Raw genomic sequence first — 23,497 nt, 5'->3', positions numbered from 1 at the left:
ATTATATAGATAACTCTAAAATTTAGACATACCCTAAATCAATTTTTCAATAATAATTCATTACCTAAAATATTATTTAGCAAAAACCACATATGTAATTCCCAAAACTCCTCACTCAAAACTTTAGATTAAGTACTCAAGAGTTTCTTACTTACAATAATCTTTATTCTCAATATAAAAACGATAATTATATGTATTTATTAATGTATCTCTTTTGTAAAACAACCAACCCTGTGCTGGATTAGGTGAAGCTCTTATTGAATATGTACTTCCATATTTTAGTTTATAAGTACTACCCTTCAATTGATTTCTTGTGAGTGTCATTAAATCTCTCCAATCATTAGCAGAAGCTCCTTTGGGTTGGAATTGTATATCTACTTTAGCTGGAACTGTCTCATTATTTACTACTTGCCCCTTTGCACATTCTATGATTAATTCTACGTTAATAGGTTGTGGTGAAGGAGTCGCTATATTAACTGGAATTGTTTTCTCCTCACATAAATCAAAAGGCTCAGTTTGGAAAATAGGCTTTGATAAATCTCCACCATACTGATTATTGTAATTAAATACTTGCAAATAAACTGTATTTTTCCTTCTACCTGTTAAAGAATACCTTGCCCCATTATTCAAGCTCAAATATAAATCTCCAACATTCTTTCCTGATGATTTTTCAATTAATCGACTGTAATGATAAATATCCAATCCTTTATTTGCACTATTTACAACTAGCATTGGCCCTTTCTCGCAAACAGGAAACATCTCTCCTAAAGCATAATAACTAAGCGATGAAATACTTGTTGTAATTGATAATTTACCGTTTGCATTTCTTTTTAAAATAGGATTATCTAACATTTTCCAAGTATTATTCGCATAAACCCAAAATGGAATAGTATCTCCTTCTTTTAATCTTGTTCCATTTGTATGGTAACTATCTTCATTAATTTCAATACTTACAGAACATGGTTTAGAAAGGTTGTTAGCCTCTTCAAATTTCTCATCTATTATTTTAAATGAAAAAAAGCCATAAGATTGAAATTCAAAGGGAGGTAATATTTTGTTATCAATCCCGATTGCTTGATACACAGTGTAATTTGAAGGAACAAATTCTCTGGCTTTATTTTCAAAATGACTCAAAAGCATTTCAAACTTACCTGACAAAACAGTACCTGATTTATCTATTACATTTGTACCACTATTCGCAACTAAACTAACTTTTTCTTTCTGACCATTCGTAAGTAAACTTACTGTTTGGGTCGCAATATCTTTAGTATTTAATTCCTTTAAATCAACACTCATACCAGATGGCAAGTTGTTGATGTTGAAAATTCTTATCGTTCTATTGATATTTGATTTGCCTTGTATTGTTACTTGATTAATATCAGTTAAGTATCCTTCTAATTGAGCGACAACCTTAATGTTCGCTGGTCTTTTTGAATACTCTGGAGAAATCGCAATTCCTAACAATCCTTCTCTGCTAATATTAATCTTATTATTCCCAACTGAACTTACTATGCCTTCTGCATCTTCCCCCAAAAAAGTAAATTTAATATTTTTGGGTTTTAGTGTTGTATCGCTTGTTACTGCATTTCTGTACGTTAAATTAATCGCTGACTCAGTTAATGCATCCTTTATCTTAATAGAAACGTTTTCTAATGGATTATTACAAGCATTAAATAAGCTTACAAAAAAAATCAATAATATGGAGTAACCAAAGTATTTCATTTTTCTGTTTTATTGGTCATTGGACTAAAGGACTTTAAGATTTCAGACAAACGATTCAAGAGATTAGAATCATGTATAAATCAAATTAATAACTCCGTACTTAATCTCCAATGCTATATCTAATTTTTAAATTAATAAAAGGTAAAAAAGAATAATCTTTGATATTTCTTTCTATTATCGGTATTAATTCATCTGCGTTAGTAGTGTCCAAAATGCCAAAGTATTCACTTTTTATTACTGGACTACCCATATAATAGCAACCAATCTCTCCGTTAAAACTAAGTCTTTTTCTAGGAATAATTTTACCAAATCCAAAACCTACGAAAGGAACTATTTTATTCCAATCAACCTTAATACTAATTTCTCCAAAATCCTCTGCATTAACTTCAACGCCTTCATAACTAATTCCTGTATTTGTATCAATAAATGCTGATACATTGAAATTATACAAATAACTAGCTCCTCCGATTAAATGAAAAGATGACTTTTGGAAAGGATAAATTTGACTTGCTAAAAAAATCTGGTTGAATTTTAAATCAGATTCTATATTGATAGTTGACTTAGTATTTAGATTGACATTAAACAATCTATGGTACTGAAGATAAGTAGTGCCAACACGCCAATATATTTTTTTAAAACGAGTGGCTTTAGCGAATTCTAATCCTAGTCCGTTGGTTCCTAGAGAGACACCGATTGATCCATTATGTTTATGAACGTTTGTTGAGTCGGCTATCGCACAAACATTACTATTAGGGCATAAATAAAATGCCGTAATAAATAGTATGAAAGTTAGATAGCGTTTAGACTGCATAAAGAATTAAAATTTCAAGTACTATGATAAAACTTAGAATTTTTGTATTCTTCTAAGTCAAAAGTAAGAACAATTTTCGATTTTCAAACAAAAAAATTATTAAACGGTATATTTTATCTGAAATTTGTTATTCTTTATCAAAATAGTAATATTGCTTTATCCTTAAATTGACCAAAAATCAATATTCAAAATAATATTTGCCAATTAAACTATAAAACAAAATTTATAGTCCATCATTGAACATAAAACATTAGTTTTAACTACTCATAAGTCCTCAAACAGTTCTTTTAATTCTGTGCACAATTAAACTTTTCTAAGTATCATGGAGGTTGATTTAACGATTATTCCTATCCACATTAACTTTTGAAAAATAATTACTAAAGCTAGACTATTTTAAAATTGTATTTATTAAAGAATTATGAAGAAATCAAAAATTATTGAAATAATGGATTAAATGAAGAATTGAAAGTTAAGATTTCATTAAATATCATCTTAATTCAACATAAAATTTACGGGTTTTAAGCAACTATTCAAAGGTTAAGAAGGTTAAGCTGGGTTGAAAGGAGATTGAAAGCATTGTGATTCTTATCAGTTGCAAAAAAACAGGGATTAAAAAGTCTTTATCTTTCTAATCCCTGTTCACATTATATCTTATCGCCATTCCGCCACTGTTCTACTGTTGGGAACCAAATGGATTGATATTCTGCATAACGTTGTAACTCATAATGGTCGTCTGCAAATTGATTCGCTCTTCGAGTAAAAGTAAAGTTTACTTCTGAATACTGGCTATTTCGGGTGTATGTCCAAACTTCTTTGTCTTTTGTTCTGGTAATTCTCGTCGGGTCGCCCATTACGATATAAACCATTCCTTTATCTGTTTTCCAACCTTCTTTGTAAGTAGTAAATAATCGATTTGCTTGCTCTACTCTTTGATAATATGATTTAATCGTCCTCTTTGCTGTACCTTGGTTTCCTTGCATGATATTCAACCAATAATTATCAAGAGAACGCTTCGAATCTTTGGAGTTATACAAATCACTTGTTTCAGCATTAGTACTTACGTAAATCAATGGTCTTACTAATTTCTCTGGACGTGTCATTTTAGGAAATCGCTTATCTCCAACGACCATTCCTATTCCGTACGATTCAGTAGTATCTCTTGTGAAATAATAAAGTGCATCACTTTTTAAGACAAAAGGCTTATTACTTGAAATGGTAAATGAAGAATCCACAAACAAACTTTTTGAAGCCGCTCTTGGCGTAGTTGACATTGGTGAAATAGCTGCGTCAAAATCATAACGATATTTGAAAACTTTAAAAGTTTGCTCTTTCTCAGAAAGACTTCTCAAAACAACAGTATCTTGAACCGTAAAATAGTTTCTAGCCAGTGGCGTTTTTCCTGTTTTATCATAAAACATAAAGTAATCGCTTACTTTACCCGATTGAAATCTCAAGAAACAATCATTAAAAATTTTATTCCCAGTTCTTAAATCTTTAATTTCAGCAAGAGCCAAGCCTGTTAATAAATCCTTCGGCTTGGGAATATCAAACCAAACCGTCAACAATCCTCCTTCCTGTGTTGCATTCTCAGTATTGATAGCAACATTTCCAGTACTTAAACTATTTTGCTTGGCACTGTAATCTGGATAAAGATTATATGAAATCACAAAATCTTTACTAGCTTCAGCAAGTGTAAAAGTTCTGTCAATATCTATACTTAAAAAAATTCTTACAGAAGAGCCATTATCCAGAAATCGGCTTTTACTTAAAAATCTTTGTAAAAGGACTTTACTTTCGCCTTGTTCTTTGGTTTTCTTGGGAGCTGTAGGGCTACAACTTGCCAAAAACAAAATGATTGGAATGAATAGAAGTATTTTTTTCATCAGTTGAAAGAATAGCTATAAGCTTCAAGCTCAAAGCGTTTATATTAGGAAATTAACAAATATAAATATGTCAATTATTACAAATTCGACAAGATAATTTGAGTTGATAACGAATTCAATTTAACAAGTATTTTCCTGATGTCAAGCAAATGCCCTAAATTTGGGATAAAATTAAAAATTATTTCCTTTTTTACCTGATATCATGTACAAAACAACCGAAATTGCTTCCTCAGAAATCATTTCAGATAATCCTGTTCATCAAAGATTATTATTCCCATACATTGAAGCTGCTAAAATCGTTTCTGGAAACTTACTTGAAATTGGCTGCGGAACTGGGCGTGGTGTAGCCGTTTTAGCTCCTTCTGTTGCGAACTTTACAGGTGTAGATAAAAATGAGCCTTTGATGACGCAACTAAGCATACAATATCCTTCTTTCAAATTTATTGATATGTTTTTGCCGCCATTAAAAGGTTTGGCAGATAATACTTTTGACTATATTGTGACTTTTCAAGTAATAGAACACATTGAAGATGATAATGAGTTTATCAAAGAAGCACATAGAGTTTTAAAACCAGGAGGAAAATTAATTTTAACAACAGTAAATAAAAAATATTCGCTTTCAAGAAATCCTTGGCACGTAAGGGAATACTTAGCAACAGAACTTAAAAATCTTATTTTAAAGCATTTTTCTTCTATTCAAACCCAAGGAGTTCATGGTAATGAAAAGGTAATGAACTACTACGAAAAAAATAAACGTTCGGTTGAAAAAATCACTCGTTTTGACATTTTTAACTTGCAATATCGCCTGCCAAGATGGATGTTACAAATCCCTTACGACATTGCAAACCGAATGAGCAGAAATATAATTCAACGTTCAGATGACAAATTGGTCACTGGAATTACTCATGAAGATTATTTCCTTTCAGACGATGCCGAAGAATGTTTTGATTTTTTTTATATTGCAACAAAGTAATAATTGTAAAAAAAATCATATATTGCAATGTGCTTAATCTAAAAATTTAAGCACATTCTTTTTTGTTAAGATTAACAAGAGGTTTCATCTTATCCGCCGCTGAGTTAAAATCAAAATCTAACAAAACATTACTAATGATAAAAACAGTTTTTAGTAACCAAGTAATAAGTATCTTATTGCTGGGTTTAGTATTTTTTGCATTTTCATCACAAAAACTTAACCGCTTTACCTTCAATGTAGAATATGTCGCCAAAGCTCAAGTTGGCGATGAGGTAAAATTCATATTTCACGTTGGAGATAATGTTCAAAGAGTAAAAGTCTATTCTGATAATAGAAGTTTAGGCACTGCATTCGTAGCTTATAACAAAGCTATTTTCCCGTTTTTATTTAGCTATTCTGGTGTAAAACAATTGAAATTTATAGGTATTTCATCCGCTGACGATACTGTCAATGTATCTTATGGTGAGATAGTTATTACTGGAAAAGTATTCCAGAATGATGTACTTGCCTATGAGCGTAAAAACACTCAGACAGACAACAACGTATCTGCTTCTATTGATGAAAGCTTTAGGAAAGATGTCACTAACGAATATTTTCTCCCAAAAAGAGTAAATACCTCCCTCAGATTCCCTCCTACACCCAACGAAGACCCTTTCGGTAAAAACCAAAATGTTTATGCCACAGCGATTGGTCATCCAACTACTGACGATGTTCGTAATTTCATTGCTGACATTAGCCCAGACGCTCAATATCTATCCAGAAAATATCAAATTCCGGCAAGTATCGTTATTGCGATGGCATCCTTAGAAAGTGGCTATGGATTTAGTAGAAATGCCGTTTATGCCAATAATTTTTTAGGTATAAAACAATGGAAAGGGAATAATTCAAATGCCTATCAATTGAAAGGACAACCAGACGAACATGAAGGGAAAGTCCAAATTCTGAAAATTACTGAAGAAGGACAGTACATTTATGATGAAGAAAACCGTCCTGATAATTGGTACAAGCGTTTTAACTCTCGTGCAGATTGTATGACATTTTTGGTAGAAGAAATATTTTTACACAAAACAGGTTTGTGGAAACGTGATTACAGTAGCATTGCAAGATTTTACAAAGGACAAATTGAAGAAGGAGTAGATAAATATTCTGCCGCTTACACCTTTGTATATTCAATTGGAGAAAAAGGCTACTCACACAAAGGCGGTAAATATTATGCAGATAGAATTATGAAATTAGTAGATAAGTATAATTTAACTCAATACGATTAGTTCTAATGAGTAATGGAAAGTGGAATTTTTGATAATCAGTTCCCTAAAATTATTTTGTTTCGTCTTTTTATTCCATCAAAGCATCATAAAAATTACTAGCTCAAAATTACAAATCAGCGATATAAGCTTTTCCACCTAATCCTCTCATTTGTCGCATGATGAAATTTGTTCTTTTTTGAACATATTTAGAAGGATTAGCGATTGAAAATCTATTGGGACTTGGTAAAACAGCTGCAATCCTAGCGGCTTCTGCCCTGTTGATTAATTTGGCACTATGCCCATAATAACGCAAAGCGGCAGCTTCTACTCCAAAGGTCATTTTTCCTGTTTCAGCCACATTCAGATATACTTCTAGGATTCTTTCTTTACCCCAAATTACTTCAATCAAAAAAGTAAAATATACTTCTAATACTTTCCTAACATAACTTCGCCCTTGCCAAAGAAATACATTTTTGGCTACTTGTTGAGAAATTGTACTTGCCCCTTTTATTTTTTTCCCTTTTAAATTGTGACGAAAAGCTCCCCACATGGCATTAAAATCAAAGCCTAGGTGCTGAGGAAAAAGTTGGTCTTCTGAAGCTACAACTGCCAAAGCCGCTTCTTTTGAAATATTTTCGTAAGGTTCCCAATCAGAATGAATTTCTGAATCTCTACCTTCAAAGATGGCTGTAACTTTACGGTCAATCATGGTTGGAGTAACCCAAATCGGAACAAACTTCAACACGAGTACCCAAACCAATGAAATTGAAAAAAAGTAAATCAAAAACTTAATACAATAAGAAATAACAAGTTGAACAATCGGATGACGATTGTTGGTGGATACGTCAATATCATCATTCAATGAAGATTGAACTGTACGCTTCTTGTTAGTTTTCTCTTCTGGCGGAGAAGTTCTGAATGTATTTTTAGCCATGTATAAGATGGTTATTGGTTAACATAAGTAGTGATTAGTAAATAGTAATTGGTGAATAGAACTATAAACTTCTAATTATCCATCATTTGTAAAAAAATAAAAGTCTTTTGAATTATATTCATTACTAAAATGCAAAAAAACAAAGAATTCACAGAAAAGAAAAGCTTTTTTGAAATTCACGAACCTGTTTTAGGACTAAGAAAACAAATCTGAAGCTATTCTATCTACAAATAATTTTCCTTTTTCGGTAATCAATAGAGTATCATTTTCGATTCGTAAAAAACCTTCTGAGAACTGATTTTTTAAAATATCTTGGTTGAATTCAAGGAAATCATTTTCTGATAAATGATTGAGTTTTTTTAGATCACAGCCCCATTTAGTTCTTAATCCTGTTAATAAATACTCATTAATACTATCTTCTTTGGTCAGAATTTCTATCGTTGCTGGAATTTGATTAGAAGACAAAGCTTTTAAATACTGGGCATTATTGGCAATATTATACTGACGACTTAAATAATTGAAACTATGTGCTGAAGGCCCAACGCCCAAATACTCTTCTTGTTTCCAATAACTGGTATTATGCCTAGCATATTGGTTATTTCTAGCAAAATTAGAAATTTCATATTGTTCAAAACCATTTGAAGCTAAATGAGTAATTAACATTTCAAATTGCTGACTAGCAAATTCATCATTAATTACTTCTATTTTACCTTGTTTTAGCCATTTGCCAAAAACAGTTTTGGGCTCAATTGTCAAACAATAGGCAGAAATATGATTCAAGTTTAAATCGGTTGCTTTTGCCAAATCATTTTCAAAAATCGCATGACTTTCTGATGGAATAGCATAAATCAAATCAATCGTCAAATTATGAATTCCTTCATCTTGTGACAGTTTTACACAAGTTTCAGCTTCTTGTGCAGTATGAATTCTATTGATTTTTTTTAAATGATTCTCGTTAAAAGACTGAATCCCGATACTCAAACGATTGATGCCAAAGCGTTTAAAAGAACGCAACTTTTCTACATTCAAATCATCTGGATTAGCTTCTAAAGTAATTTCTGCTCCATCAAGCACTTGATAATTTTGATGAATTGTTTCAAAAATCAGTGCTAAATCCTTATCTTCCAATAGAGATGGTGTTCCTCCACCAAAGTAAATGGTACTTAGATTTCTATCTTGAAGATAAACCGTTTGCAGTTTAATTTCTTGACAAATAGCATTTACCATTTCATCTTTTACCTTCAAAGAAGTACTAAAATGAAAATCGCAATAATGACAAGCCTGACGGCAAAAGGGAATGTGGATGTATAAATGCAAGTGAAAATAATTTGAAAATTTGAAAATAAGCAAATTTGAAAATGATATTCATTATTCTCAAGCTTTCATTTTCAAATTTTCAAATCGGTTTAAATTTTCAAATTAAAATTACTCTGGTAGGAAAGTCAAATAACTTAAATCTTCTTCTTGAAACATTTCGTTGGCTAAATCTTGTAATTGAGTCGCTGAAACATTTTTGATTTGCTCGAATAATTCATCCAAAGTATCAATTCTATCAATATCTAAAAGACTTTTCGCCATCATCAACATAAAGCTCATGTTGCCTTCCTCCGACATCGCCATTTGTCCCATCAATTGCTCTTTTGTGTTAATCAATTGCGTTTTTGTCAGCGAAATATCTCTTAATTTTTTCAGTTCTTTTAAAATCAACATATTTACTTTATCCAGTCGCTTTACTTCTGTAGCAAAATAAATTCCCCAATAACCCGTATCAATAAAAGGAGTATAACCCGCATCTATGGCATAAACCAAGCCATTGCGTTCACGCACTGCAAGATTTAATCTTGAATTCATCCCAAAACCACCTAATAAATTAACCAACATAAAAAAAGGCAAACGCTTGTCATCAGCCAAAGCATAAGCATTTCTTCCGATGGCAACGTGTGCTTGAGTAATACTTCTGGTAATGCTGATATTTTGTGGCTTGTAATCTACAGGTGCAACACGCACCAAATTAGAAGATTTAGCAGGAATATCTTTCAAAAATTTCTCTACATAATGAATTACTTTTTTGAAAGGAATATTACCAATGGATGAAAAAATCACTCTTCCAGTATCTAAATTTTCAGCAATGAAATCTAATAAATCTTGTCTGCTAAATCGAGAGACACTTTCTTGATTACCCAATGTATTTTTTCCTAATTGATGATTCGCAAAAACGATTTCATCAAAATCATCTTGAATAGCATCTTCAGGAGAATCATAATACATCGCCATTTCTTCCAGAATTACTCCTCTTTCACGTTCCACTTGCTTATCTGGAAAATTAGAATTGAAAGTAATATCAGCCAGCAGTTCCAAAGCACGTTCGTAATGTGGCGTAAGAACAGAAGCATGAAAACAGATTTTTTCTTTGGTAGTATAGGCGTTTAATTCTCCTCCAACAATTTCTAAACGATTGATAATCTGTAATGAAGTACGTTTTTTTGTACCTTTAAAAGCCATGTGTTCCCAAAAGTGTGCTAAACCTTGTTGGTGTACTTTTTCATCACGACTACCCATATCCAACATGATTCCGATATGAGAAATGGCAGTATGTGTTACTTGACGATGCACTACTCTGATTCCATTCGGCAATCTATATTCTTGTATATCTAACATGCGTATTAATTCGTATTCAATGCGATCATTTATGAATTGAATACTTTATAAAAATTTAATCTAAATACAAAGTTATTAATTAAAGCCTAGTATGCCATAAAACAAAGGAGTAATCATATTGAATCGCCTGCAAAAACTGTAAATCATTCGCTGAATTAACATTTATCATCAGGAAAGAAGGCTCACTCGTTTTTATTTAACCCAATTCAGGGTAATTTTGTGCAGTATTATTAGAAATTAATTTTATCATACCTCAGATTACCCATTATTTTCACTCATTAATCAATAAAAATGAAAATCGGTTTTGATGCCAAAAGAGCTTTTAATAACAATACAGGCTTGGGAAATTATAGTCGGTTTATCATTGACGCACTTTTAAAGTACACTCCCGAAAACAATTATTTTGCTTACACGCCAAAAATCAGCAAAGCAGCTTTCACTGAAAAATACACAAACGAAGCCTTATCCAACTTCCAGATTAAACTGCCTAAATCGAAAAAATTAAAATCTTTTTGGAGAAGTTTTTTAATCAGTAAAGATTTAAGAAAAGATGAAATTCAAATTTTTCATGGATTAAGTAATGAATTGCCCATTGGATTGAAAAGAAAAAAAATCAAATCAATCGTCACCATTCATGATTTGATTTTTGAGCGTTATCCTAATTTGTATCCAGCTTTCGACCGCTTTATTTATCACCTTAAATTTAAAAAAGCTTGTCAACACGCCGATGTAATTGTAGCTATTAGCGAACAAACTAAAAGAGATATTGTAAATTTCTATCAAGTAAATCCCGAAAAAATTGAAGTTATTTATCAAGATTCAGATGATATTTTCAAAACAAAACTTGAGGAAGAGCAAATAGAAGCTGTAAAAACAAAATACGATATTCAAAAAAAATACTTGCTTTGTGTAGCCACCATTGCCAAACGAAAAAACCAATTAATGTTGATAAAAGCCTTTCATAAATTACATTTAACAGATTATGAATTAGTATTAGTTGGCAGGAAATCCGACTACCAAAATCAAATAGAAAGTTATATTCGAGAACACTCCCTTACCAATATAAAAATATTTAATAAAGTACCTTTTACGGATTTGCCTGCTTTGTATCAAGGTTCTTCTTTATTTGTTTATCCTTCATTTTTTGAAGGTTTTGGTATTCCTATTTTAGAAGCTTTGCATTCAGGAATTCCTGTTATTGCAGCTACTGGTTCATGTTTAGAAGAAGCTGGAGGAAAAGGCGCATTATATGCCAATCCTTACGACTTGAATGATTTATCAAGTAAAATCTTACAAGTTTTGTCGAATAAATCTTTGCGAAAACAAATGGTTTTAGATGGAAAACAACATATCGCACAATTCTCAGCCGAAAATATTGCCAAACAATTAGTCATTATTTATCAAAATACTTTAGCATAATTTTATCAAAATCTCAATCTTAAAAATGGAATTTTTACCTCAAAATATCAACGATTATTCAGAAAACCATACTTCTCCAGAAAGTGAATTATTAGCAAAACTCAACAGAGAAACTCATGCTAAGATTTTACAATCAAGAATGCTTTCAGGGCATTTACAGGGAAGAGTATTGGCGATGTTCTCGCACATGATGCAAGCCAAAAGTGTTTTGGAAATTGGTACTTATACAGGTTACTCGGCTTTATGTTTGGCTGAAGGATTGGTTGAAGGAGGAAAAATTATCACAATTGATGTCAACGAAGAGTTAGAAAGTTTTACTAAACAATTCTTTGATGATTCTGAATATGCCGATAAGATTGACTACAGAATTGGCGATGCTGCCGAAATAATTCCGACTTTGGAGGAAGTATTCGACATCGTTTTTATTGATGCAGATAAAATGAGTTATACAAAATACTATGATTTAGTTTTTGATAAAGTAAGAAAAGGTGGTTACATTATTTCTGACAACGTACTTTGGAGTGGAAAAGTAGCCAATATTGAGCAAGGGAAAAAAATAGACAAAGACACTCAAAACTTACTGGATTTCAACAAGATGTGTCACAATGACCCAAGAACAGAAAATATTTTGATGCCTTTAAGAGATGGCTTAATGATTAGTAGGAAACTTTAGTGGCAAGAAACAAGAGAAAAGATGCAAGATGCAAGACGTAAGACACAAGATGTAAGAAGTATTTTTAAAACTTGAGTCTAAAATCTTGAGTCTTGAGTCTTGTGTCTTGTATCTTGAGTCTCAAATCTTGCCTCTTAAATCTCAAGTCTTGTATCTTGCTTCTTGTATCTTTTATCTTGCCTCTCACTTCTTAATCAACAATTTTTGACCCACACTTACTGAAAAGTTTTTGAGATTATTCCACTTCACAATTTGGTCAACAGTAACGCCATGAATTTTAGATACTCTAAAAACAGTTTCACCAGCCTTCATAGTATGATATACATTATTATCATTTTTGGGAGCAACTTCTTGAATCAATCTTGGAGCAACTTTTTCTGAATCTGATTCTTCTATTAGTTTTATTGAAGGTGTGGATGGCATAATTGTAGTGTTCGATACGAGTAATTCTTGATCAATTTCTACAACATTGCTATTCAGTTTATTCCATTTTTTGATTTCAGCTACCGTAATTCCGTACATTCTTGAAATACTGAAAAGTGTTTCTTTGGCTTTAACAGTGTGTATTTTTTTGACACTAGCTTTCGCAGTTTCCTCTCTCGCAATTACTTTAGAAGTTGCTACTTTCGGAATATCTTTTTCCTCTTTCGTTAATATTTTACTCGTGTTAGGATTTACTTCAGATGGTTTTTCAACAATTTCTTTTGTCGAAACATTGGTTTTAGTATTCGGTTTTACTTCTGGAACAACTTTTACTGCCTGCTCTGGTTTAGTGATGATACTTTTATCTTTTGTTTTACTTTCAACAATCTTTACTTCTGGTGTCTTTTCGCTTTCTCTCGCTCCAGTAACTAGTGAAGTTGTTGGTTTATAAACTTTAATTACTTGTCCAATTTGTAGTTTCTCATCAAGCTTAATATTATTCAAACTCAATACTTCTCCTACTTTCATATCATAAAGTTGGGCAATTCCAAAATAAGTATCTTTAGCAGAAACTATATGAGCTTTTGTTTCTCTGATTAATACTTTATCTTCTACTTTAGGAACATTAGAAGGTTCTGGAGAAACAGCTACTGTTTTTACTTTATCTATTGTAGGAATAGTTTCTTTAGCGATTACTTTTTCTTTAGTATCTACCACAACAGGACTTACTGGCTTCTGTTCCTTAGCAATTACTTCTGCTGGTTTTTCAGTAATAATACTTGGTTTGGGTTCTGGTTCTTTTGGAACATTTGTAATGATAACCGTCTTTTCGGTATTCATTTTTGGTACTTCTTTCTTTCCATCTACATACTGAATAGGCGTATCAGGTCTTGTTTCGATCAACCATAAAAGTCTTCCTTTTTGTAAGCGTTGCATTTGAGGAATTCTATTTTTAGCCATCAAATCCTCTAAATGGATTCCATACATTTGTGAAATTGACCAAAGCGTTTCATTAGCTTCCACCGTATGATAAGCCACCATTGCACGATGTTCTTTTTTCTTCAAATAATAGACTTCATTAGGAATAATCCTGCTATCAACATCTAAATCATTAAATTTCAAGAATTTACTCAAACTAATATCACCACGATTGGCAATGCTTGCAGGAGTGTCGCCATCAATTGAGAGTATTCCTTTTTTTCCGTTTATTTCATAATAGATTGGTTCTGTTTTGCTATTTCCCTGAGTTAGCCTTACAAGTACTGGAAATCCTATATCTTGAATAGGATTAGTTGGAGTAACTGTTGCTTTTTGACTTAAATCACTTTGACTAAGACTTCTGTACTTTTGATTACTCATCGGTACATAAACCACATAATCTCTATCTTTAGGAACAGTTGTTCCTTTCAACCAAGCATTATTTTGTACAACTAAGGCAGGTGTAACCGCTAATTCATTGGCAATTTCAGTAACACTTTTCCCTTTACCGTTTGTGTATTCGTACAAAAAATTATTGTCAGGATTATTCTTGACTTTGTTATATTCACTTTCTAATAAAAAACGATGTGCCAAAAAACGAAGTAAATACCAATCTGTAGTATTGGTAACGGTGATTTCTTTTTTTCCAATCCAATCGGTTGCTGGATGATTTTTGATAGCACCTTGCCCAATACGATAGGAAAGAAGGGTTGTCATCCAATTATTTAGAAGCTGATTATTTCTGTTTAGATAGATGGCTGCCGCTTTGGTAGATGCCGCTAAATGTTTTCTTTCATCAACCAAACCATCCACTCTCAAACCTACTTCTCTGGCTGTTTCAGTTTTAAATTGCCAATAACCAACCGCTCCTGAGATAGAAATAGCATCTGGGTCAAATACACTTTCTTGTACACACAAATACTTTATTTCATCTGGAACACCAGCATCAGCTAAAATTCGTTCAATCACAGGAAAGTGAATGACCATTTTGTCAACAAGTACATCTAAATATTTACGATTATTATTTAAGCTTTGTATTTCTTTTTCTATGATGTTTCGAGCATAGCTATCATATTTTACATTGACAGAACCAACCTTGATACTACGAGGTAAAGACTGAGCTTGTAATGAAATAAAAGAGAAAAATACAATAATCAATAACAAAATGTACTTGCCCATAATTTAGAAATTCTTAAGAATTAACATGAAAAGATAATCTCTTCATCAAAAAATACTTGATAGCACACATAAATAAATACCTAAAGTACTATTAATGTATCAATAGTTAATCAACTTGTGTGCGTAATTACAAAAACCTTGCCTTAAATTTTAAAAAGCCCTAATTCAAATTATCATGATTTCAGGGATTAGATAAAATTTTAAGTAATTTTGTTCCATCTTCTTGCTAAAAAAGCATGCCAAGATGTACATTAAACATAAAAATTAAATATGATTTTGATAGAAGACACCGTCATCAGCGACGATATTATTGAGAAATTCTTCGTTTGTGACCTCATCAAATGTAAAGGTGCTTGCTGTGTAGAAGGCGATTTGGGTGCTCCATTAAACGATGATGAGCTTCCTATTATGGAACAAATCTATCAAGATGTAAAACCATATCTTTCGCAAGAAGGCATCAAAGCAATCGAAGAAGAAGGAATTTACGTAAAAGATTGGGAAGGCGATTTTTCAACGCCAGTTATCAAAGGCAGAGAATGTGCTTATGCTATTTATGATGATAGAAATATTCTGAAATGTGGTATTGAACAAGCTTATTTTGATGGTAAAATATCTTGGAGAAAACCGATTTCTTGTCACCTCTATCCTATCCGAATTACCAAGTACGAACATTATGAAGCCCTTAATTACGACCGTTGGCATATTTGTTCAGATGCCTGTACACATGGAGAACAATTGGGTGTTGAACTCTATAAATTCTTAAAAGAACCTTTGATTAGAAAATACGGAGAAGCTTGGTATCAAGAATTATTGAACGAAGCCAGAGACAGAGAACAATTATAAAATGAAAAATGCCTTTGATGATATTTATGAAGTAGTTCGATTGATTCCCCATGGAAGAGTGAGTTCTTATGGTGCAATTGCTGAATATTTAGGTGGAAAAGGAGGTGCTAGAATGGTCGGTTGGGCAATGAATGCCTCTCACAACGATGATACGATTCCAGCCCACAGAGTGGTGAATCGTAATGGACTACTAACTGGCAAAGCATTTTTTGGTGGAAACAGAATGCAGGAATTACTTGAAAACGAAGGTATTATTGTTAAAAACGATAAGGTTCAGAACTTTAAAGAGCTTTTTTGGTCACCAACAAAAGAATTATTATAAAATCAAAAAGCCATTTGCCTCAACGACAAATGGCTTTTTGATTTTATACACTATGCAAAATAAACAACGGTATTGAATGAATTAAAGAACTGTATCAATATTTCGATTCACAACTCATCATTCATCGCTCAAAACTTCTGTTTAGCTTCTTGGCATCATTCGATACGTCACATTTACCTTTTCCGTATCTTCATCTACAATTCCTGCATAAAAGCCAGCCAACACTACAGCCGTTGAAATATCAATTTGATTCAAATCATGAATATCCCATTTTACTTTATTTGCATCAATAGCTAGATGTAAATCCAAGTGGTTTTTATCAGTATTGACAATACTCCAAGTAATTTCTTCTCCATCCTCAAAAGTCATTAATAATTTCGTATTATCATCTCTTAAAGTCCAAGTGCCATGATGAATCTTTCCAGCTCCATCAGTATAATCAACACGCTCCTCAGTTGTCAGTTTAAAAGACTCCTTTGAATAATCATGCAAATTGGCGGCTACGCCACGTTCGTACAAAACATTTTTACGAGTATCGGCTTGATAATTCACTACATTAATCACCCAATTTTTGGCTAACATTTCAGTAATCAAAGCATCTCTTTTGTTGGGTAGTATAGCTTGTTTAATCTCATAAGAAAGGCTAGGTTGCTGTTGCTTAACCTTACAAGCATAAACTACAGAACCAAGTATAAGCATGGTTGCTGTCAATTTAATCAATTTTTTCATATCCTTGATTTGGGATTTAGGTAAACCTCTTTTGGTTTACGTGAACAATAAATAAAGCATCGCTTGATAAGCAAAACGAAACCTTAACAAAAAAAAACAAAGTTTGAAAATTTTAGTAATTAGGATTATTCTGTGGAATTTGTTTCCTGAGATTGTTCAGGAGTATGAAATAATAAAAAGTAAGCTACTGAAAAACAGTATTTAAAGAAAGGATTATATTAATGTGAATTCAAAGAACGATTTGTACATTTCCACAGAGTACGATACAAAGATAAAACATTTTTTTAGTAAAATGCAACCGTTTAATAAATAAGCAATGCTACTTCACGACTGAAACAACTTACAAACTGCCATTTTTTCATAGTAAAGCTTGAAAAAAATAGCATAAAAACCTTCTTATTTACGTAAAAAAGACGTTCTTATTGCCTTTCTTCATCAAAAATTAAAAATAGAGTAAAAAGTTTGCGAACTTTACAGAAATATTGCTTTGTCAATATCTTGAAGATGAATAATATAATCAATTAAATACAATAACAATGGAAAACCATTCCGAAGGACCAAAGAAGCCTTTCAAATATTTTAACCAAGCAAAACCAGAAAATAAAGATATAGTATTTGGTATTCAATCAGTGTTAGAAACACTACGCTCTGGCAAAGAAATTGATAAAATACTTGTTCAAAGAGAACTAGGTAGTTTAGAAATTTTAGAATTTGCTCGTTTGAAAGGAGTACCTGTTCAAAAAGTACCTGTTGAAAAATTAGATAGAATTACTCGTAAAAATCACCAAGGTGTTATTGCTTTCGTTTCGGCAATCAATTATGCCAAACTTGAGAATATTGTGGCTGATGTATATGAAAAAGGTGAAGTACCTTTAATTTTGGTATTGGATAGAATTACTGATGTACGTAATTTTGGAGCAATCGCTCGTACTGCCGAATGTACTGGTGTTCATGCCATCGTAATTCCTACCAAAGGGGCAGCTCAAATTAATGCAGATGCCATGAAAACTTCTTCTGGAGCTTTAAACTTTTTACCAGTTTGTAGAGAAGAAAACTTGTTTCACACAGTAAGATTTTTACAAAATTCAGGGATTCAAGTTGTAGCTTGTTCTGAAAAAGTTTCTAAAAATATTTATGATGTAGATTTTTCAATTCCAACTGCCATCATCATGGGTTCGGAAGAAGATGGAATTTCAGATGATTTAATGCGTTCAGTGGATGAATTAGCGACAATTCCTTTAGTTGGTCGTGTTGGTTCATTAAACGTATCTGTAGCAACTGGCGTAATTCTTTATGAAGTAGTTCGTAAACGATTAGTTTAAAATGAAGAGATTATTGTCAGAAAGCCCTTCGTATCTGTTACGAAGGGCTTTCTGTTTTTACAGCACAAAAAAAGGACATAACCAATGGCTACGTCCTTTATTATCTTACCTCTAAACCTATTTAACTATGAAAAATAACTGCACCTTTATTTTTTAGAAATTAGAAGAACAAACTCTTTTCTTTAACACATTTCCTGATTCTTCTAACTGTTTTTCAAAAAGAGGCGTCTCTAAAAGAAACGCCCTTTCCCGTCTTACCTCTAAACCTATTTAACTATGAAAAATAACTATTCAATTTAAGAAACTAAGTTTTTTCAACACAATTCCAAATTCACAAAACTTAGCTTTTAATTTTCAAAAAGTGGCGTCTCCAAAAGAAACGCCCTTTCCATCTTACCTCTAAACCTATTTAACTATGAAAATTCTTAAATTATATCAACAAATCGTCGCTGGTGGATGAATCTATTCAAACTTCATAAACGATGTATAATTTTCTATTTTACTAAACGACTATCAATTAATTGCTTTATCGTTTCTCTGTAACAATACTACAATTTTTATTTGAAAAAAGTTTATTTTTTTAGTTATTTTTTAAAATTAATAAAAAAATAATTCGTGGTTTTGTACAAAGATTCATTTACTTGATTAACGATGCAAAGTTCTGCAATATTATATAAATATGCAAATGATTTGAGTTAAGACTTTCCAATTTTATAGTAGTAACTACCTAAAAATCAACAGAAAAACACTTAATTCCGAAACAAAAACTATTACAATCGAAATATTATTCTGCTTGCATAACAAAAACATTGCAAAAGTTTTGTTATAAATTATTTTCGATTTCTTTGAAATTCTTTGAATAATCCAATTATTGATTAAAAGCATTCATTGTCTTATCTACACCTTGTAAACAAAAACTCAAAATAATGTCTATAGCACGGTCAAGATGTTCTGGTAATTCATCTAATTGTACACCTTCAAAATTTCCTAAAACGTATTCTATTTGTCTTCCTTTACCAAAATCATCACCAACTCCAAACCTCAAACGGGGATAAGCTGGAGAACCCAATACTTCTTCAATATTACGTAAACCATTATGGCCTCCATGTGAACCTTTTACCTTTGTCCTAAGCTTACCAAAAGGCAATGCAATATCATCAGTAATGACTAAAGTATTCTCTTTTTCGATTTTTAATTCTTTCATCCAATAATTCACCGCTTTGCCACTCAAGTTCATGTAAGTGGTTGGTTTAATTAAATGAATTTGTTTTCCTTTATGTTTAATTTCTACATGATATGCTAAACGCCCTATCGAAAACTTCACTTCGAAATTACTCGCCAGACGATCCAACACCATAAAACCAACATTATGCCTAGTAAGCAAGTATTCGGGACCTATATTTCCAAGACCAACAATTAGGTATTTCATTTTGTAATAAATATTTGAAATTAACTTTGTATTTTCTTTTTCATGAATGAGTCGTCAAAATTAAGTAATTTTGTATAGTATTTATCCACCCATGAAAAACAAAGCTACTATTAAAATCAGCCCAGCCCTACTCGCATTAACGTTGTGCTTGATGAAGGAATCAGCCTTTTCGAAAAATCAAAGCACAACAGAAGCCCAATTTAATTGGGGTAATCTTACTGACCTCAGCACTGTAGAGTTCAATAATTTCAATTCAAAAAATGATTTACTTACTAAAATAAACTATAAAAATCGTGCCGAGTCTTTTGCATCAGTACCTTTTTCAGAAAAAAATATTCTTGATTCATTAAAAAACACTTCAACAAAAACAAGTAATACAATTGCTTCAGCGACAAAAACTGGTGTTCAAAACAAGACAGTAACTGTCAATTTCACTGCAATAAATAAAGCCAATAATGAAAGTGTTTTAGCCGACTTCATCATTACGTCAGAAAGGACTGGAGAGATTTTCAAAGGAAATACTTCTTCAAAAAATACTTTTTTTCCCATTCAATTATCACAACAAGATAATCTGAAAGTATTGGTCAAAGCCGATGGTTTTGCAGATGGAAATTCAATGATTTCCATCAAAGATTTCGTCAGTACGAATCATCATGATTTTGCAATTCCATTGGTTTTTGAACGCTATCCATTATCAATTAAAGTATTAGATGCCGACACCAAAGAATCCATCAAAAATGCACAAGTAAAAGTGGTTGATTTGAATGCTTCCGAAATTAAAAATGCGTCAAAAAAATCGAATTCTGATGAATACAGTGCGAATTTGAAACTCTCAAGTAAATATGAATTCATCATCAATGCCGAAGATTATATAGAGCTCAAAGAAAAAGTACTGAAAGCACCTCAAGGCAATTCAGTTAATTTTATGCTCTATAAAAATAGTCTCCCTGTTCATTTTGAAGTAATTGATGCTGAAACAGAAAAACCTGTAAAAGCTTTCATCAATATTAAACTAGAGCATCTGAAAAGAAACATTATCTTTAAAAATGAAGCAAAAGCTAGTGTAAGAGTAAGCAGTCAAGAGATTTTTACGGTTGAAACAGCAGCAGAACATTATATTACCAAGCAAAGTACTTTTAATATGGCAGATTTTAATCCTACCAAAAAGTACGTTTACACTATCCGTCTTGAAAGAAATCTCCATCATTTAACGATAAAAACAAAAAATAAACTTAATGGTGAAAACATCATTGCGGATAAAATCGAGCTAGTCAATCTCAGTAATAAAGCCAATCAACCTAAAACTGAAAAGTTAAAAAACGGTGATGTATTGATAAGTTTAATTCCTGAAGACAAATATCATCTTGAAATCAATACCAATGGTTTTGAAAAGTATCAACAGGAATTTATAAAACTAAAACAAGTTGAATTAGATTGTTTTTTAACTCCAAAGCAAAAGATAAAAGGGTTGGTATTGTCTGCTATTGATTCAACAAGTGGTAAAATTATCCCTGCTACATTTAACATCACTGGAAGTAAAACAAAGAAAAATTTTACTGTATATACTTCAAATGATGTGACTGAATATCATTTGGCTTTGACTGAAAAAGATAATTATCAAATAGAATCCATTGCTAAAGATTACGAACTTAAAGTAGAACAAGTACAATATTTGTCTTCTAAAAAAACTGTTTTTTACACGGTTGTATTGAAAAGAAAACCCTCAGTAAACATTAATAAAAGCGTAGCTTCACTAGGTGTTCCTAAAACAAAAGCCACTATCGAGAGTTCTAAAGTGAAAGATTTTATTCAGATTGAAAGTGGACAATCTATTACACTTGATAATGTTTATTTTGAACAAAGTAGCTTTATTTTACAATCGGTTTCATATCAAGAACTAGATAAAATGGTGGAGCTTCTGAAAAATGCCCCACAGGTCAAAATTGAAATCAGTGGGCATACTGATAATATTGGAGACACAAGATTAAACTTTGCCCTTTCGGAAAATAGAGCAAGAGTTGTTTTTAATTATTTCGTGAGCAAAGGAATCCACGAAAATAGATTAAAGTATAAAGGCTACGGAAGCAACAAACCACTTTTGCCAAATAATTCAGAAGAAAACAAAAAGAAAAACAGAAGAGTAGAACTTACTGTTTTATAAGTATTGTATCATTAAACAATTATTTTCACTGATTTAAAATCGATTATTTTTCAACAAAACTATGAAAAACCAAATTATTACCTTCCTTTTATGTTTATTGACAAGCTTTTCAATGCAGGCTAAAGCAGACGATGCCAACAATCGTGTGTACGAATTAAGAGTTTATTATGCTAGTGATGGTAAATTTGATGTATTGATGAACCGCTTCAAAGAACATACGCTACATTTCTTCAAAAAACATAAAATGCGATTAGAAGGATTTTGGTTGCCTTTAGATAACAAAGACAATAAAATGGTTTATGTGTTATCATATCCTTCTCGTGAAGCCCGTGAAAAATCATGGAAAGCATTTTCGGAAGATAAAGGTTGGATTAAAGTAGTAAAAGAAACTACAGCAAATGGTGAAATTGTTGCTAAAGTAGAAAGTACTTTCTTGAAAACAACTGATTTTTCACCGAATAATTTAAAAAGTGTTGGTGACAGAGTTTTTGAATTAAGAACTTATCTTGCTACGCCAAATAATCTTTCAGGATTGTTAGACCGTTTCAGAAATCATACTTTGAAATTATTTGAAACACATGGCATGAGTAATATTATTTATTGGACACCAACTGATAAAGAACAAGGCTCTGAGAATACTTTAATCTATTTCTTAGCACATAAAACCAAAGAAGCAGGTTTGGCTTCTTTCAAAACATTTGGTGCTGACCCAGCGTGGCAAGCTGTAAGAAAAGCTTCAGAAGAAAAAGCTGGAGGTTCATTGACAGTAAAAGTTACTTCAGAATATATGGCTCCTGTTGAATTTTCACCGTTGAAATAATTCAACGCCTTACTTCATTAAAATAGAAAAAAATGCCCAAATTAGCTCTTATTACTGGTGCAAGCTCTGGAATCGGAAAAGCTACCGCAGAAGCCTTTGCAAATTTAGGAATCAATTTGATTTTGTGTGGAAGACGAATCGAAAAACTTGAATCACTAAAATCAAGCCTTTCATCAAAAGTAACAGTACAAATACTGACTTTTGATGTTAGAAATAAGGTACAAGTAGAAAATGCCTTGAATTCACTTTCTGATTCAGAAAAGAATATAGATATTTTAGTCAATAATGCAGGAAATGCACATGGAATGGGGCCCATTCAAGATGGCTCAACCGACGATTGGGATGCTATGATTGATGGAAATGTAAAAGGCTTACTGTATGTTTCAAGAGTAATAATGCCTTGGATGAAAGCAAGACAGCAAGGACACATTGTTAATCTAAGCTCAATTGCTGGTAAAAGTACTTATCCGAATGGAAATGTCTATTGCGCTTCAAAAGCAGCAGTTGAAGCAATTTCTGAAGGAATGCGTTTGGACTTAAATCCTTTCGGAATTAAAGTAACTAACGTAGCACCAGGAGCTGTTGAAACTGAATTTTCAATCGTTCGTTTCAAAGGAGATGAAGAAAAAGCAGATGCTATTTATAAAGGATTTGAACCCTTGAAAGCAGAAGATATTGCAGAAGTTATCGCTTTTGCAGTCAGTCGTCCTGCACATGTTGTGATGGCAGATATTACCTTGTTTCCAGTGGCACAAGCTTCCGCAACTGTTATCAATCGTAAGGCTTGAAAACAAAATTATCATTTTGATACATTAATAAATTGCTTACTAAATGTATAAAATGTCTGTATATACATCAATTTTCAAGTTTTATCACTTAAAATGCCATTTCGTCAAAAATTAGTAAAAATTCATGGGACATTTAATGTTTAAATAACCAGAATTTAGCTTATATTTGTATTAATTTTCATA

Annotated in this window: 19 protein-coding genes; 10 read left to right on the top strand and 9 right to left on the bottom strand. The window is 31.9% G+C overall.

What is annotated here, in order from left to right; translation table 11 throughout:
• Positions 1–147: 147 nt before the first annotated feature.
• The 3 genes from HNP25_RS05180 to HNP25_RS05170 form a co-directional block, all read right to left on the bottom strand.
• A complete protein-coding gene (locus tag HNP25_RS05180; protein WP_184131332.1) occupies positions 148–1,722 on the bottom strand; it encodes a hypothetical protein in 1,575 nt (524 codons plus the stop codon).
• Between the two features lie 100 nt (positions 1,723–1,822).
• A complete protein-coding gene (locus HNP25_RS05175; RefSeq protein WP_184131329.1) occupies positions 1,823–2,533 on the bottom strand; it encodes a hypothetical protein in 711 nt (236 codons plus the stop codon).
• A gap of 644 nt (positions 2,534–3,177) precedes the next feature.
• Complete coding sequence (locus HNP25_RS05170) at positions 3,178–4,416, bottom strand: GWxTD domain-containing protein (RefSeq protein WP_184131326.1); 1,239 nt, start codon at positions 4,414–4,416, stop codon at positions 3,178–3,180.
• 202 nt (positions 4,417–4,618) lie between these two features.
• On the opposite strand from HNP25_RS05170, the gene HNP25_RS05165 reads away from it, so the two are divergent.
• Entirely contained in the window at positions 4,619–5,389 is a 771-nt protein-coding gene (locus HNP25_RS05165; protein WP_184131323.1) for a class I SAM-dependent methyltransferase, read from the top strand.
• Between the two features lie 134 nt (positions 5,390–5,523).
• On the top strand, positions 5,524–6,657 hold the full coding sequence (locus HNP25_RS05160) for a glucosaminidase domain-containing protein (RefSeq protein WP_184131321.1): 1,134 nt from the start codon (positions 5,524–5,526) through the stop codon (positions 6,655–6,657).
• 106 nt (positions 6,658–6,763) lie between these two features.
• Here the strand turns inward: HNP25_RS05160 and mtgA are convergent, their stop codons facing one another.
• The 3 genes from mtgA to HNP25_RS05145 form a co-directional block, all read right to left on the bottom strand.
• The gene (gene mtgA / locus HNP25_RS05155; protein WP_184131318.1) at positions 6,764–7,570 is read right to left on the bottom strand and encodes a monofunctional biosynthetic peptidoglycan transglycosylase; all 807 of its coding nucleotides are present in this window, start codon (positions 7,568–7,570) and stop codon (positions 6,764–6,766) included.
• Positions 7,571–7,765: 195 nt separating this feature from the next.
• Positions 7,766–8,887, bottom strand: a complete 1,122-nt coding sequence (gene hemW, locus HNP25_RS05150; protein ID WP_184131314.1) for a radical SAM family heme chaperone HemW — start codon at positions 8,885–8,887, stop codon at positions 7,766–7,768.
• Positions 8,888–8,995: 108 nt separating this feature from the next.
• Entirely contained in the window at positions 8,996–10,228 is a 1,233-nt protein-coding gene (locus tag HNP25_RS05145; RefSeq protein ID WP_184131311.1) for a M16 family metallopeptidase, read from the bottom strand.
• A gap of 291 nt (positions 10,229–10,519) precedes the next feature.
• Between HNP25_RS05145 and HNP25_RS05140 the strand changes: the two genes are divergently transcribed.
• Entirely contained in the window at positions 10,520–11,647 is a 1,128-nt protein-coding gene (locus tag HNP25_RS05140; protein WP_184131307.1) for a glycosyltransferase family 4 protein, read from the top strand.
• A gap of 25 nt (positions 11,648–11,672) precedes the next feature.
• The gene (locus HNP25_RS05135; protein WP_184131304.1) at positions 11,673–12,320 is read left to right on the top strand and encodes an O-methyltransferase; all 648 of its coding nucleotides are present in this window, start codon (positions 11,673–11,675) and stop codon (positions 12,318–12,320) included.
• A 183-nt stretch (positions 12,321–12,503) separates the two neighbouring features.
• Here the strand turns inward: HNP25_RS05135 and HNP25_RS05130 are convergent, their stop codons facing one another.
• Positions 12,504–14,900 (bottom strand): LysM peptidoglycan-binding domain-containing protein, encoded by a 2,397-nt coding sequence (locus HNP25_RS05130; protein WP_184131301.1) that lies wholly within the window; start codon positions 14,898–14,900, stop codon positions 12,504–12,506.
• A 270-nt stretch (positions 14,901–15,170) separates the two neighbouring features.
• On the opposite strand from HNP25_RS05130, the gene HNP25_RS05125 reads away from it, so the two are divergent.
• Entirely contained in the window at positions 15,171–15,743 is a 573-nt protein-coding gene (locus HNP25_RS05125; RefSeq protein ID WP_184131298.1) for a DUF3109 family protein, read from the top strand.
• Between the two features lies 1 nt (position 15,744).
• Complete coding sequence (locus HNP25_RS05120; RefSeq protein WP_184131295.1) at positions 15,745–16,065, top strand: MGMT family protein; 321 nt, start codon at positions 15,745–15,747, stop codon at positions 16,063–16,065.
• 141 nt (positions 16,066–16,206) lie between these two features.
• On the opposite strand, the gene HNP25_RS05115 is transcribed toward HNP25_RS05120, so the two are convergent.
• Positions 16,207–16,794: a lipocalin family protein gene (locus tag HNP25_RS05115; RefSeq protein ID WP_184131292.1), complete on the bottom strand. Its 588-nt coding sequence runs from the start codon at positions 16,792–16,794 to the stop codon at positions 16,207–16,209.
• Between the two features lie 536 nt (positions 16,795–17,330).
• On the opposite strand from HNP25_RS05115, the gene rlmB reads away from it, so the two are divergent.
• Positions 17,331–18,116 (top strand): 23S rRNA (guanosine(2251)-2'-O)-methyltransferase RlmB, encoded by a 786-nt coding sequence (gene rlmB, locus HNP25_RS05110; protein WP_184131289.1) that lies wholly within the window; start codon positions 17,331–17,333, stop codon positions 18,114–18,116.
• Between the two features lie 868 nt (positions 18,117–18,984).
• On the opposite strand, the gene pth is transcribed toward rlmB, so the two are convergent.
• A complete protein-coding gene (pth, locus tag HNP25_RS05105) occupies positions 18,985–19,545 on the bottom strand; it encodes an aminoacyl-tRNA hydrolase (protein WP_184131287.1) in 561 nt (186 codons plus the stop codon).
• A 91-nt stretch (positions 19,546–19,636) separates the two neighbouring features.
• Between pth and HNP25_RS05100 the strand changes: the two genes are divergently transcribed.
• The 3 genes from HNP25_RS05100 (at position 19,637) to HNP25_RS05090 (ending at position 23,314) form a co-directional block, all read left to right on the top strand.
• Positions 19,637–21,706: an OmpA family protein gene (locus tag HNP25_RS05100; protein ID WP_184131283.1), complete on the top strand. Its 2,070-nt coding sequence runs from the start codon at positions 19,637–19,639 to the stop codon at positions 21,704–21,706.
• Positions 21,707–21,767: 61 nt separating this feature from the next.
• Entirely contained in the window at positions 21,768–22,526 is a 759-nt protein-coding gene (locus HNP25_RS05095) for an NIPSNAP family protein (protein WP_184131280.1), read from the top strand.
• 32 nt (positions 22,527–22,558) lie between these two features.
• A complete protein-coding gene (locus HNP25_RS05090; protein WP_184131277.1) occupies positions 22,559–23,314 on the top strand; it encodes an SDR family NAD(P)-dependent oxidoreductase in 756 nt (251 codons plus the stop codon).
• Positions 23,315–23,497: the final 183 nt, after the last annotated feature.

This window comes from Arcicella rosea (assembly GCF_014204325.1).
Classification (GTDB): Bacteria; Bacteroidota; Bacteroidia; order Cytophagales; family Spirosomataceae; genus Arcicella; species Arcicella rosea_A.
Note: the sequence above shows the minus strand (reverse complement) of the source record. Positions and strands in the feature narration are given on the sequence as shown.